At 47.3% G+C, this 13,226-nt stretch carries 12 protein-coding genes; 4 read left to right on the top strand and 8 right to left on the bottom strand.

What is annotated here, in order from left to right; genetic code table 11:
• Positions 1–55 precede the first annotated feature (55 nt).
• Positions 56–718 (top strand): hypothetical protein, encoded by a 663-nt coding sequence (locus tag RF007C_RS12700; protein ID WP_037300298.1) that lies wholly within the window; start codon positions 56–58, stop codon positions 716–718.
• A gap of 39 nt (positions 719–757) precedes the next feature.
• Here the strand turns inward: RF007C_RS12700 and gpr are convergent, their stop codons facing one another.
• Positions 758–1,594 (bottom strand): GPR endopeptidase, encoded by an 837-nt coding sequence (gene gpr, locus RF007C_RS12695; RefSeq protein ID WP_037300296.1) that lies wholly within the window; start codon positions 1,592–1,594, stop codon positions 758–760.
• 226 nt (positions 1,595–1,820) lie between these two features.
• On the opposite strand from gpr, the gene rpsT reads away from it, so the two are divergent.
• Positions 1,821–2,081: a 30S ribosomal protein S20 gene (gene rpsT / locus RF007C_RS12690; RefSeq protein ID WP_019679778.1), complete on the top strand. Its 261-nt coding sequence runs from the start codon at positions 1,821–1,823 to the stop codon at positions 2,079–2,081.
• 138 nt (positions 2,082–2,219) lie between these two features.
• Here rpsT and RF007C_RS12685 read toward each other — a convergent pair whose 3' ends face one another.
• The 6 genes from RF007C_RS12685 to RF007C_RS12660 form a co-directional block, all read right to left on the bottom strand.
• Positions 2,220–2,423, bottom strand: a complete 204-nt coding sequence (locus RF007C_RS12685) for a hypothetical protein (protein WP_037300294.1) — start codon at positions 2,421–2,423, stop codon at positions 2,220–2,222.
• A 108-nt stretch (positions 2,424–2,531) separates the two neighbouring features.
• Positions 2,532–3,041, bottom strand: coding sequence for a flavin reductase (locus RF007C_RS12680; RefSeq protein ID WP_037300291.1), 510 nt, complete (start codon positions 3,039–3,041; stop codon positions 2,532–2,534).
• Positions 3,042–3,125: 84 nt separating this feature from the next.
• Positions 3,126–3,881, bottom strand: a complete 756-nt coding sequence (spo0A, locus tag RF007C_RS12675) for a sporulation transcription factor Spo0A (protein WP_037300288.1) — start codon at positions 3,879–3,881, stop codon at positions 3,126–3,128.
• A gap of 188 nt (positions 3,882–4,069) precedes the next feature.
• Entirely contained in the window at positions 4,070–5,380 is a 1,311-nt protein-coding gene (locus RF007C_RS12670; RefSeq protein ID WP_037300286.1) for a hypothetical protein, read from the bottom strand.
• 15 nt (positions 5,381–5,395) lie between these two features.
• Entirely contained in the window at positions 5,396–7,039 is a 1,644-nt protein-coding gene (locus RF007C_RS12665; protein WP_037300283.1) for a glycosyl hydrolase, read from the bottom strand.
• A gap of 16 nt (positions 7,040–7,055) precedes the next feature.
• Complete coding sequence (locus tag RF007C_RS12660; protein ID WP_037300281.1) at positions 7,056–9,374, bottom strand: glycoside hydrolase family 95 protein; 2,319 nt, start codon at positions 9,372–9,374, stop codon at positions 7,056–7,058.
• 342 nt (positions 9,375–9,716) lie between these two features.
• Between RF007C_RS12660 and RF007C_RS12655 the strand changes: the two genes are divergently transcribed.
• Both RF007C_RS12655 and RF007C_RS12650 read left to right on the top strand, forming a co-directional pair.
• Positions 9,717–11,234, top strand: coding sequence for a hypothetical protein (locus tag RF007C_RS12655; protein WP_037300278.1), 1,518 nt, complete (start codon positions 9,717–9,719; stop codon positions 11,232–11,234).
• A complete protein-coding gene (locus RF007C_RS12650) occupies positions 11,227–12,621 on the top strand; it encodes a hypothetical protein (protein WP_037300274.1) in 1,395 nt (464 codons plus the stop codon). Before RF007C_RS12655 ends, RF007C_RS12650 begins: the two co-directional genes overlap by 8 nt.
• A 129-nt stretch (positions 12,622–12,750) precedes the next feature.
• On the opposite strand, the gene RF007C_RS12645 is transcribed toward RF007C_RS12650, so the two are convergent.
• Positions 12,751–13,224 carry a DUF2726 domain-containing protein gene (locus RF007C_RS12645; protein WP_051456663.1) on the bottom strand — a complete coding sequence of 158 codons (474 nt, stop codon included), beginning with the start codon at positions 13,222–13,224 and terminating at the stop codon, positions 12,751–12,753.
• Positions 13,225–13,226: the final 2 nt, after the last annotated feature.

The raw sequence follows: 13,226 nt of genomic DNA, 5'->3' as shown, positions 1-13,226 counted from the left end.
TTATAATGAACACATATTATTTTAGGTTATAATACCTGACAAAAGGAGAGATTTTATGAAAAAAGCAAGATTTATCGGGGTTTTAATGGCAGCAGTCATGGCGATAGTTCCCTTTGCTGGCAATGCAAAAACTAGCTTTAATTCCATAAATGCTAATGCGGATTATTGGCTTGAAATTCCTCAAGGTACAGGTACGTGGAATGTATACCATAATGGTTATGGTAAAATTGTTTCTTACGAACCAGATTATGCGTGGAATTACGGTGCTTATATAAATACAGGTAACAATGGTGGTATAACATGGTATGATAGCGATAAAAGAAAGAATTTCTCTGGTTATCATTATTGCTTAAGTATTTATAATTCTAAAGAAAAAGCGTGGTATGATTTTAAGTTTTATAACGGTAGACTTACTCTTGAAAAAGATTTTAAGCCAAAGGGCGCTAAAGATTATACAACAATAACATTATGGAGCTTCAATACAGGCGGAGATATGATAGGCTTCCAGAAGGACGGAAATATGGTAGCCTATACAAGAAGCGGAAAGCCTGTTGCTCATACCAATACCTATAATACTCACATGACCACAGATCAGGGCTTTAAGTACGAATACTCACTGACAACAGACGGAAGATTCAGAATTATCCGTATCTATCCCGGCAGCGGCAAACGCGAGACTATCTGGGACAGCAGTAAAAATACAATGTACAGAATATAATGAAAAGGGCGCACATTGTGCGCCCATAAAATTCCAAATTCAGAACAGCCCTCTTACGTCCTCAAAGGTCAGGGTGGGCTGCAAGGCGAGATTTATGCCGAAGGCAAGGAGCTGTGAGGCTCTTTCGGTCAGGCGGTCTATATCACGGGGAGTTACCATCATGTTTGGCAGCTTCCCGTTTATGCTTTTCCCTGTGAGACTTCTTACTATGGTGTGCATATCCACGACTGTGGGTATCCCCACGGCTATGACGGGTACGCCGAATATCTTCTCCGAGAGCTCTTTTCTCTCGTTGGAAACGCCACTCCCCGGTGAGATACCCGTATCGGTTATCTGTATAGTCGTGCCGAGGCGGCTTATATCATTGCAGGCAAGGGCGTCAACTGCGATTATTGCCGATGGGCGCAGCTCAGAAGCTACCGAGCGTATCAGTTCGGCGGTCTCTATGCCCGTCTGTCCCATGACTCCCCCTGCGAGAGTACTCACGGGACGCAGTGACGGCACAAAAAGCCCGTCATCGGTGTTAAGATGTCGTGTAGCCAGTATCTTTGAGGCTGTCTGCGGACCTATGGCGTCAGGGGTTATATCATTATTTCCCAGTCCCGCAACAAGGACCTCTCCACCGGGGATAAGAGACTCTATCTCGTCTGCCAGCTCCTGCACCATAATGGGATAATCCTCCGAGTAACGGCTGAGTGAGCTTCCCTCCAGGGTGATATATCTGCCCTTCCCTTTTCCGATGGCGTCTATGCAGCTGTCATCGTCTATGGTTATTTCAGTGATGCGGAAAGCTCTTCCGCGCTGTGAGATGTGAACGCTTTCTGGCAGACTTCCGAAGGAGAAGCTTTCAAGGGCAAGATCTGTACGTATATCCATGATTTCCTCCATATTGTGCATTTTGCTTTAATTGTGGAAAATTTTTCTGACGATAATTTCACTTTTGGCTATTGAAAATAATGTGGAAAAATGATATAATTATATTTGTCTCAGTATGGCAGCTGTGCGTTGCAGCTGTCGGGAGTGAATGAACCCGTATTTGCTCCTATTATCTGTAAAATGCAGATGAATATTCGTTCTGCATAATTCAAGGAGGTGTAAGGTAATGCCAAACATTAAGTCTGCAAAGAAGAGAGTCAAGGTTAATGCTACAAAGGCTGCTGCTAACAAGGCAAGAAAGTCTAATCTCAAGACTATCCTCAAGAAGGCTGACACAGCTGTAGCAACAGGTGCTGCTGACAAGGCAGAGGCTATCAAGGTTGCAATCAAGAGAGTTGATCAGGCTTGCGCAAAGGGTCTTATGCACAAGAATAAGGCTGCAAGAAAGAAGTCTCAGCTCGCTAAGAAGCTCAACGCTGCTGAATAAGGTCTTTTGATCATATAAGAATTGAACCCCTTGCGGACAACTCACGGTCTGCAAGGGGGTTTTGTTTTCATGTGTAAATATAATACCCCGCTGCCGTGTACGGCAGCGGGGGTCATTATCTATCCGTAATTATTGAAGTCAGTTCATTTTGGTTTTTACTACTTCTTTTAAGATATACTCCATTACCTCCTCAGGGGTGGGAACAGTGCCTGAGCCGATATTGTTTATGGGAGCATTGGGATCCTTGCAGGCTTCTGCAATGGATTTTTCGATTTCACGTTTTACTTCTGCTTCTGTTGTACCGTTCTGAATTGCAATGTTTTTGAAAATGTCATTTTTCATCATATTCCCTCCGATTATAGCCTGTTACTGATGATTTATCATACAGAGTCTGTTTTGATTTGTGGTTAAAAGAATCTTATGCGGATAGTTTGTCACATTTTTCGTGGATTATTCCTTTACATATACTCCGGTTATCTCGGAGATATAGGCGCGGTGATAGGGATCCTTTGAAAAGAATTTCTCGGGTATTCCGTCATCTGTGAGGAAGCCGCTCTCCTGAAGGTCGTAGCTGTAGAGCTTACGGCAGACAAGCACGAGTTCGGCCTCTTCAAATGCCATACATCCGCCGATCTCAGCCGGAGTAAGGCCTGCTTCCTTTACCTTGTCGCAGTCTCTGCCCGAATTTGAGCCGCAGAAGGAAAGTGCCTGTCTGAACTCTTCGCCGAAAAATGAAGCTGTAAAGCATTCGCCTTTTTCAATGAAACCGTATGTATAGCGGTTTGGTCTTATATAGCAGGTGAAAACGTCCTTGTTCCAGAGAACGCCAAGCTGTCCCCATGAAGCTGTCATGGTATTGAAGCTGCTGCTGTCCCCGCCTGTGAGGAGCATCCACTGTTTTCCTATCTTGTCGAAGGGATTGAATGAAAGCTCGCTGATGCTGATTTTTCTGAAAGCCATGATAATACTCCTTTTCTTAAAGATTTTTTACTGCACATTGCTGTGCAGGATATGATATGCGGTATCATCACAGCTTATTCAGTATCAGTGAGTATTCAGAACGCTTTTATAGCGAAGTCTGAGCTTATCTGTGATAAGAGCGATGAATTCCGAATTTGTTGGCTTGCCCTTTCCCGTATCCACGGTATAGCCGAAGAAGGAATTGAGGGTATCCACATTTCCTCTGTCCCATGCTATTTCTATGGCATGGCGGATAGCGCGTTCTACTCTTGATGAGGTGGTGTCGTAAATATCCGCAACTGTGGGATAGAGGAGCTTTGTAACGCTGTCGAGAAGAGTCTTGTCCTTTATCGAGTAGAGTATGGCAGTTCTGAGGTAATGATAGCCTTTTATATGAGCGGGAACGCCCAGCTGGTGTATCATATCCGTAACGACGACCTCCATATCGTCGCTGAAGCTGTTTACTCTGTCGCCGAGAGAGGAATTTATTGCAGTGCAGAGGTCGTCTGCGCTGTAGGGCTTGAGCAGGAACTTTGATGCTCCGTTTTCCATCACCTGACGCTCAATGAACTCATTGTCATAGGCGGAAGTTATTATGAAAACGGGAGGCTTTATGCCTGATTCGCCTGCTGCTCTCATTACGGAGATAACGTCGCCGTTCTGAGAGGATATATCCATCACAGCCACATCCGGCGGATCCTTTTTTATGGAATCAAGGATGAGACCGCAGTCTCTGCGTCTGGTATACGCATACATTCCCTTTTCACGGAGCTTATTGGCCACGCTTACGCCTGTTTCGGCAGAATCGTCGCCGATGAGTACCTTAACCTTGTTATTCATTATTTATACCTCCTTTTGCTTGGCGGTTTTTACCGCTTAATAATGATAACACATGACAAAAGGAGCAGCAACGGAATATTTTAGGTTATACCACCGTTTCTTGCAGGGAAATGTAATAAGGTATCAGTGTAATAAAACGCCGTCGAATACGGCTGTCGCAAAAGGTGACAAAGAGCAGAAAAGTAAGATCATTTCTTCTTTTTTCTGTTCAGGACTCCTTCAGTGAGCTCTCTGACTCTTGTTCCTTCGGGGAAAAGCTTGTCGGCCAGCTTCTGAACGGGGTTCTTTCTGACGGCTTTTGCGTGAACCGGTGCGAGCTTGGGTTCACTTGCGGGCTTGCCCCATTTTTTTCTGCCGTTTTCCGAAAGAAGGGGCATTATATTGTTCCTGTCGCCGATATAGCTGTGTTTTTCGAGGAATTCCAGCGGCAGCTGACAGCCTTCGCTGCCATATTTCTCGATGAAATCACCGAAATGGCAGTACATCATCTCCTCAAAATCGCGCTTTCCGTCCATGATCTCCTTATTGCTTTCCATTGCGGAGATCAGCTCGCCCTGAAGCTCTGTTTCGGGAGAAAAGTCCTGTATAAGTGACAGAGGTCCAAGTATTATGAAGCCTGTCATATAATTGTCTCCGCAGAGGTCACTCTGAGGCTTTTTGTTCTGCGGCACGTCAAAGCCGTAGGCGGCATAGAGGCCGAAGGCACAGCGAAGAGCCATAAGTCTGCTGTCCTCCATGTCGTAGAGATGTTTTTCCTCGATAAAGCCTCTTATCCTGCCTGATTTTACCATAAGCGGCTGTACGGGCTGGAGCATGAGGGCTCTCATGCCTTTGACTATGGGTGCCTCCACATCTGCGGAGAAATCTCCGCCCACATGGAGAATATTGTTTGCTTCCACTCCCGATTTCTTTATCACCGCGTCAAGGTAGGCAGTAGGTGCCGAATCGGGTATATTCTGTTCCTCGGTGAGTATAAGCTTGTCATATCCGCCGTATCCGCAGTCGCAGAGTATTTTTACTATAACGTCGCGGGGATAGTAGGAATCAGAGGTGACGATTATCCTGTTTTTGCAGTCCTTAGCCTTGTCAAAAAGGAGCTTTCCTGTTCTTCTGGCAAAGGCGAAGTGGTGTATCAGGTCACATTCGCGGGCCATGAGCCTGTCTCTGCCCGCAGCGGTGATACCGCTAATTTTTGTGAATATATCGTATATTTTTTCAAGAGTAACATTGCTTTTGACGCTGTATTTCTTTTCCGCAGCCTTCTGAGCTTCCGTGCGCAGCTCCGTGAAGGTCTTGCCGCAGGTGCTCAGCAGGGAGAAATCCTCTTCCATGAAGAGAAACATATCCTCAGGTCTTGAAAAGGGAGTAATTACAAGAGTATCCCAAAGCTTGAAGCTTGTAGTCTTGTGGTCGTTCCTGCCGACCTCATTGAGCATTTTGACGATTATCTCGTCCTGTGCTGCGGAATTGGGACGTCTTGGTGTGAAATCGTCATTCATGCAAAGTCCCCTTTCTTATTCGGTATCTGTCTCGGGCTCCTTGAAGCCCCTCATCTTGCGGTATTCGTCGAGGGTAAGTGCGCCGTCGGAGTTATAGGCTCTTATAAGAGCGTCCTTGCTGGTGTATTCCTCGTTGTATTCGCCTTTTTCGGTACGTATATACTTGCCGTACCATACGCCGAAAAATGACCATACAGCGTTGTCTCTGAAGGCAGTATCCATATCGGGAACGCTTCCGCATTCGCTGATAGCTATGAGCTTGTCGCTGCCCACGAATTTCTGAACGGCTGCGAATTCCTCATAGAATCTGTCACCGTAGTCCTTTTCGCTGCTGAGGTAAAGATCTACGGAAGCGATGTCGAAGGTACGCTTGTCCACAAGAGAGCTCTCGCTCTGACCGTTCCATACCCATATGAGGTTATCCAGCTTGAAATACTTGGTAAAGCGGTCGTATATCAGCTGCCAAAGCCATTTGTAGTCGGCAGTGCCCTTTGCGCCCCACCAGTACCAGTTGCCGCAGCCCTCGGGAAGAGGACGCCACAGTACGGGAACTCCTCTGTTTTTGAGGGAGGTCAGCTGGCCTGCCATATTGTCTATATCAAGTATCAGACCGTAGCACTCCTTGGAAATATTTCCCTTGCTGTAAAGCTCTCTGATGTCTTCCTCGGTGAGCTCTGCGATCTTTTCTTCAGTGACGGCCTTGGAGAGGTCGAAATCCGTATCCTCTGTGCGTATGCCGCTTTTTTTGTCTGACGGAGCCTTCCAGAACCAGCTTACGCAGGAGATGCCGCCGTTAAAGTACCATTCTGCGGCAGCGTCCACCTCCTTGAAGCTATCGTCGAAGCTCTCGTCGGGTATCTCAAGGTTAGAGAATCGCATAACGGGGTATTTTCCCGTAGTGCGGTAGATCAGGTTAAGGTCGGCATTGTCCCCGCCGTAGGCGTACTGACCTGTAATGATGTATTTTCCGTAATTCTCGGACAGGAAGCTCATAAGCTCCTTTGCGGACTCGCCTGCGTCCTTGTTTACCAGCTCGCCGTTGGTATTGTAGGATATATCGCTGAGAGAGGTATTGTTCTCGATCTTCAGGTAATCCAGGAACATATCTCCGTTTTCGGGAGTAATGGTGAGCTGTTGTTTGCCCTTTGTAAGGAATACGCCGTAGAGGGTTATATAGGTGAACTGGCTGTTGTCAGTGGTCTTGAACACAGTCAGCTGTTGATCTCCGAGAGTTATGCGGCAGTTTACTGCCTTTGCGGCTGATATATTGAAGGAGAGGTCATAGTGCTGATTGGTGGGAACGTCTATCTCAAAGCAGACGGAGCCCTCTCCCTTGTCGCCGAAGCCTGTTACATAGCCTTCGCCGCTGAATTCGGGAAGGTCGGTAGCTGCCTTGACGCCGCCCTTGAGCTGGGCTTTTTCCGCTTCATAGAGGTTGCCCGACTGTTTCTTCTCTATTTCAGGGAAGGTAACGGGATATTCGGGAAAGGTCTCTACGGGGAGAGTAGTAGTGGGCTCGGCAGTAGTTTTTGCGGTAGTCTTCTCGATAATGGGCACCGAAGCCGTAAATGAGCCCTTTTTGTTCTTGCTGCAAGCAGCGAATACCGACAAGGCAGCAGCCGCAGCGGCTGCAACAGCAGTAATTTTGCGAATATACATTTGTTCCTCCTATGGATCAGGCTTTTATGGTATATGTTCTGCCCTGTTCCGTATCGAAAATGATGACGCCGTCTTCTATGCGTGAATTTACGGATTCGCCGCTGCAGGCGACGCTTACAACGCAGTTTGCCCTGATCCTGAGCTCTCCGCCGTACTCTGAGTATATCTCTGCACGGTCGAGAGTATGTTCTGTCCAGTAAATATCAACGGTAAAGCCGCCCTTTGCCCTGAGACCTGTGATATGGCCGTTGTTCCATTCCTCGGGGATAGCGGGGAGAAGATTGATCTCGCCGCCGCAGCTCTGCATGAGAGCCTCCGCTATGGCAGCGGTGCAGCCGAGGTTTGCATAGGGGCTGAAGCAGGGCTTTGAAGCCGTCATATTCGGAGAGGTATAGTGTGAGAGCATACGCTGAAGGTTTTCGTAGACCATGCGGCTGTCAAAGAGCCTTGCCCACATATTCGTCACCCATGCACAGCTCCAGCCTGTGCGTCCTCCGCCGTTGATGAGTCTGCGCACAAGGGTAGCTCTTGCGGCGTCGGCCAGCTTTGGCGTCTTGTGGGGATTTATCATATCAGCGGGGTGGAGAGCGAAAAGCTGGGAGATATGCTGATGACCGAGCTCGGTCTCGTCGTAGTCCTCCAACCACTCCATTATCTGACCGTATTTTCCTGTCTGAGGCATAGGCAGCTTTCTGAGCATAGCCTTCAGGCTTTCGGAGAGAGCTTCGTCCCTGCCAAGTATGGCGGCTGCCTTGATGACGTCGCAGAAAAGCACGGATATCATCTGAAGATCCATGGCAGGTCCCATGCAGAGGCTTGCCTTGTATCCGTTATTGTCTGTATAGGAATTTTCGGGAGATACCGAGGGACCTGTTACCAGTCTGCCTTTCTTGTCCTCGGTGAGATACTCCGTGAAGAACTCGGCGGACTCTCTGAGGATATGGTATTTTTCCTCAAGGAATTCCTTGTCCAGAGTGTATTCGTAGTGCTCGAAGATATGCAGGGCAGGCCATACGCCGCCCATAGGCCATAAGCTTGAGGTGCGCTCCTCGCCCTGAGGAGCCGTATCTCCCCATATATCGGTATTATGGTGACATACAAAGCCCTTGTGTATGCCGTACATTTCCTCTGCGGTGACTCTGCCGTTGCCGCATACGCGCTCCATAAGGTCGAAAAGCGGCAGATGACACTCGGAAAGGTTGCAGCTCTCTGCTGCCCAGTAGTACATTTCCGAAGCCACGTTGAGGGAATATCTGCTGCCGTCTGGAGCTGCGGAAAGCTCGTTCCAGAGTCCCTGTAAATTAGCAGGCTGAGTGCCTGTACGGCTGCATGATATGAGAAGGTATCTTCCGAAATTGAAGTAAAGCTCGAAAAGCTTGTTATCGTTGATGAGACGTCTGCACTCCTTGTTGTCAAGCTCATCGCCCTTCATGCGGTCGATACGCTCTGCTGTGGAAAGGAGGGACAGATCCTCGTCGCTGTTATCGTTGAGAGAAAGCTCCACACGGTCGAAAAGCTCGCGGTAATCATTCACATGGCGGTAGTAGAGCTCGTCAAACTCGCACTGAAGAGCCATTTCCGTATCCACCTGAGCGGATTCGCTGTAATTCTCGCTGTAAAAGCTTGTGCGGACGGAAAGCACTATCATTATCTCGTCGGCATTTTTAGCCACGAGACGGCTTCCAACGGTCTTCAGGCTGCCTCCCTTTACGGAGGCTCCGAGGCAGGCTGCAAAGAGTATACTTCCTCTGCCGCCGGTACCGCCGTTGAAGAGTATCATATTATTTCCGCAGGGACGGTTGTCGTCGTAGAAGTCCTCGGGGCTGTCGATACAGCATGAAAGGGACACGGAAGCGGGTTCCGATGCGTATATGCGAACTACCATGACTTCATCGGGTGCGGATATGAAGTATTCCTTTGTATATGTGACGCCGTTTACGGTAAAGGAAGAGTCTGCCACAGCGCTGCCGATATCGAGGCTGCGTGAGAATTCTCTTGCTCTGCCGCCGAGCTCCAGGTCTATCTTGAGTTCTCCGAGGGGCATATAACGCCTCATATTCGGAGTAACGCCCTGCATCTTGCTGAATGCTGCCTCTTCGGCTTCTTCTGTTCTGCCCTCTGCAAGGAGCCTTCTTGTTTCCGCGAAGCCCTCCTGAGCTTCGGGATTGATCCTGTGCCGCAGACCTCCTGACCAGACAGAATCCTCGTTAAGGCTGATAGACTCATTGACGGCTGTACCGTAGATCATAGCGCCGATACGTCCGTTTCCGATAGGGAGAGCTTCAGCAAAGCTCTCAGAGGGGGAATCGTATTTCAATATAGTTTCAGTACTCATTTTAATGCAACTCCTATGGAATAAAGTCGTCGTGTAAGCTTGCGGTTTTTCATATTATTATACCACAAAAAAAGACGCAATGCAAATTTCTGCTTGATTTATGGAAAAATTTTCAAAGAAATCATAAATAAAAATGGAATAAAAGCCTATGAATTGGGAAAAATACATGAATAAGCCGACAAATTACGACAAATGTCGTTTTGGTTGACAGTGGCCGGGAATATAGGATATAATTACAATACGAAGGATCGAAAATATTTTTTTTATTTTAACTTGAAAGATTTCGTCTTTTTTGTTTTCTGAAATCACTTATATATATACACTGATTTGGGAGGGACAAATATGAAAAGGATCACAGCATTTATCACAGCCGCAGCAATGGTTGCCTGCTGTTTTTCATGTGAGGACAAGAATAAGAAAAGCTCTGAGGCAAAGCCTGCCGCAGGTGATACCACCGTGTCGGACGGTTCCGTTGACGAGCCGGTAATACAGGATAAGCCTGAATTCCGCGAGTTCAAAGCGGAGGATTTCAAGACCATAAACGTAAATATAACCAAGACCGACAAGGAGCCGCCGTTCACCCTCCACAGCCTCAATATAACAGATCTGGACTTCGGTGAACGCATCTCACCTTGCAAGGGAGAGAAGTACCGTGACCGCTACAAGCCCGATTTCAGTATGAGCATCGATCACGGATCAGAAGAGGCTGAGGCAGACAGCGAACAAGTGAAGCAGCTTGAAGAAGAGTGGGAAAAGAAGTGCAGCCAGCCCTCAAAGGGCGTGACAACGAGAGGCTGGTATAAAGGCAACGACATTTATTATGTAGTTTCCTATGACGATTACTGCGGTTCGGATGGCTTTTGCGATGTACATGATCTGTCTGTATTCCGTGTGGACGGTCTCACAGGAAAAACAGAGGAACTCTACCGCCATTCCGATCCTGAATCGGCGATCTGGATAAATCAGCTCTACTGGTATCACGACAGGCTGTATCTTGTTATGGGAGATAATGAGCTCATGTACCTTGACAATGGCGAGCTGGTGCAGATGGACTATCTTCCCGATTATTCAAACCATTATTATCCGAATAATGCCGACAGGCTCATTGTAATGAGCCAAAAGGTAAATTATAAGGAAGTCGCCGACGATTATGAGCCCGGACCGGATGAAATAATACAGGTAGATGATGACGGCAGGAAATCCCTTTATACCGGCAGTGAAATAGTTATGAGCGAATATTTCCCCGATACCGATACATGGAAAGAGCTTTACAGAAAATCGGTAACGGCAGAAGAAGAACAAAATGAGGACGGGATAGATTTGCCTGACATACGCGGCGAGCTCTTTTCATGGACGGAAAGACAGGGGCGTTCACGAAAATTTGACGTAGTTACCGACGAATACAGAGTATCCACGGGACTTACCTCCTGTAACGTACTCTATGCGGGCCATGACAAGCTGGTGGTTGATTTCGGCGGAAATATCAACGGCAATACCGTTCATTTCTTTGACCTTAACAAAAAGGAGTGCTACGTACTTGACTGTTCATCACTGGGTATAAACTGCGAGTATTTCAACGGCGGACTGTTCGTATATCCGGAAGGCAACAGCGGAACCCTTTACTATATTATTCCCGAGCTCGGACTTACATTCCCGTTTTTCAAGCTCGGCGGCAATTTCGACGGCAGTGACTCCTTAGACAGGCTCTTTAACATATACAATGATGAAGGCTGTCTGAGCTTTGAGGAAAGCGTTGCAACAGAAAAAAAGGTGCACAGAGAAGGAAATAACGTTTATTATACCGGCCATAAGTATAATACTACCAGATACTGGATAAATGAAGATGAGATGCATGGATAAGCGCATTATTTCGGGAGCTGCGGCTCTGCTGGTATTCTCCTCCGTGACAGCGGGCTGTAATGAAAAAAAGAAGCCCGTACCGTCAGATGATACAGGCGTTTTCGAGAGCGAAAGCTCGGAGCCTCTGTTCAGGGAATATACCGACGAGGATTTCAGAGAGATAAATATCCCTCTGACCTATAAGGATAACGCTCCTCCCATGGAGATCGGCTGTATAGACATCAGCGGGTTTGACTTCGGCGAGAAAGTCCCCGTATGCAACAAGGAGGAATTTGCCGAGGAATACTACACCAACAGGTTTGAATCATACACCGGAACGCCCGTGTATAACTGGAAGAGTTTTGCGGGCAAGTCAGTAAAGGGATATTCAAATAAGTGTTATGTATGGAACGGCAAGTGCTATATTTATGTTACATATGAATGTTTTGAATATGCTGACTGGTCGCTGTACAGTTGTGACCTGTCTGGGAGCAGTTTAAAGGAGATATACAGCTGGACAGCAAAGGATCTGGACGAGCGCTGCTACAGGAACGTTTTCTTCAGCGAGGGCAGTATGTTCTTTACATATTACGGCAAGGACGGAAACATTCCCACAGCTGCGGCAAAGCGCCTTGACCTTGAAACGGCAGAGATAACGACTCTTTATGAAGCTGCCACCAAGGATATAAGTATATGGCTGAATGCCGATGATTCAGGGAATGCAGAGCTTCAGGAATACCATAATGTCAGCGAAATACCCACGGTTACCTATAAATACGACAGCGATAAGGACGAATTCGTGAAAGAGAAGGAGACAGAAGTTCCCGAGGGAAAAATAATGGCAAGCAACAGCTTCAACGGCGTTTATTCCTGCCTCATAAAGCCCGAGCACGGGCACAGATACGACCTTGTAAACGATTATTACCGCGTAAAGACATCTGTTACAACGGGACGTATAGTCTATGCCGACGAGAAGCTTGCGATACTCTATAACAACGTAAAGCTCCATATCTACGATCTTGAAAAAATGGAGCACTGCTTTCTGGATATTTCCGATCTGGGAAGCAGCATGGCCATGTATGACGGTAAGCTGTTCATCGGGTGCAGGAGCAATGAGATACGTATGCCTGTATACTGCATGATACCCGAGCTGGGCATAACCTATCCCATAGTTGAGGAAGGTATCTATTCCGATATCCGTGCCACAGCCGAAGGTGTTACCTTTAATGAGATAAGCCATCAGGAGAACGTAATAAGGTCGGGAGCAGTCAGAGTTGATGAAAACGGCGAAATACAGGAAGAATATTCAGTCATGGGTGAAAACGGCGGAGTATCTTATGTCTATGCGGGAGGCTATTCAAACCAATATGATAAGATAGATAAAATATACACAGTAAAGATGAAATAACGAAAGGGCTGCAATTGCAGCCCTTATTAATTTATAATAATATACTGAAAAGTTGGTGCGGATACTTTCCGCCCGCAGCTCTGATGATATTAACACGGACGTCTGACGGCGCCACTGCAAGCTAACGACTCATAACCGCAGGTATTCCTCGATAACGTCCAGCTCGCCGTAGGTGCGGAGCAGGGTATATCCCGTATTTGCCAGGACAGCGTTCACGAAGTCATCGCGTTCCACGCGGTCAGGGCGTGCATGGGAGGTGTCGTCCAGCTCGATAAGAGCCACAATGGAGGTATCATCGTCCGCAAGGGCAAAGTCGATATGCTTGGCCTTGATTTTATTGAAGCACTCCATCCAGAATGGGTTTTCCTCCTTGGGTTTGGGCTCGATCAGGTCGGCAAGCCTTACCTTGGTATAGATATTCAGACCGTACTCGTCGGCAAGAGGCTTCAGCTTTGTGTAAAAGTCGTATTCCCTGTCGGTTAGTATGGTCTTTGCGTTATAGAGCTTGGTGATATCGGGCTTATGGAGCCTTTTGTACAGCCATACCGAGAATACGGCAAGGGCTGCGATGATAATAAGTGCGATAAGTTCGTTTGCATTCATCT

This window comes from Ruminococcus flavefaciens 007c, from assembly GCF_000571935.1.
GTDB classification, from domain to species: domain Bacteria; phylum Bacillota; class Clostridia; order Oscillospirales; family Ruminococcaceae; genus Ruminococcus; species Ruminococcus flavefaciens_F.
This window is presented reverse-complemented; position numbering and strand designations above follow the sequence as displayed.

Coding starts and splice junctions, on each gene's coding strand:
- RF007C_RS12645 (WP_051456663.1), bottom strand. CDS start 13,224: ATGAATGCAAACGAACTTATCGCACTTATTATCATCGCAGCCCTTGCC.
- rpsT (WP_019679778.1), top strand. CDS start 1,821: ATGCCAAACATTAAGTCTGCAAAGAAGAGAGTCAAGGTTAATGCTACA.
- RF007C_RS12700 (WP_037300298.1), top strand. CDS start 56: ATGAAAAAAGCAAGATTTATCGGGGTTTTAATGGCAGCAGTCATGGCG.
- RF007C_RS12680 (WP_037300291.1), bottom strand. CDS start 3,041: ATGGCTTTCAGAAAAATCAGCATCAGCGAGCTTTCATTCAATCCCTTC.
- RF007C_RS12650 (WP_037300274.1), top strand. CDS start 11,227: ATGGATAAGCGCATTATTTCGGGAGCTGCGGCTCTGCTGGTATTCTCC.
- RF007C_RS12660 (WP_037300281.1), bottom strand. CDS start 9,374: ATGAGTACTGAAACTATATTGAAATACGATTCCCCCTCTGAGAGCTTT.
- spo0A (WP_037300288.1), bottom strand. CDS start 3,881: ATGAATAACAAGGTTAAGGTACTCATCGGCGACGATTCTGCCGAAACA.
- RF007C_RS12670 (WP_037300286.1), bottom strand. CDS start 5,380: ATGAATGACGATTTCACACCAAGACGTCCCAATTCCGCAGCACAGGAC.
- RF007C_RS12655 (WP_037300278.1), top strand. CDS start 9,717: ATGAAAAGGATCACAGCATTTATCACAGCCGCAGCAATGGTTGCCTGC.
- gpr (WP_037300296.1), bottom strand. CDS start 1,594: ATGGATATACGTACAGATCTTGCCCTTGAAAGCTTCTCCTTCGGAAGT.
- RF007C_RS12665 (WP_037300283.1), bottom strand. CDS start 7,039: ATGTATATTCGCAAAATTACTGCTGTTGCAGCCGCTGCGGCTGCTGCC.
- RF007C_RS12685 (WP_037300294.1), bottom strand. CDS start 2,423: ATGAAAAATGACATTTTCAAAAACATTGCAATTCAGAACGGTACAACA.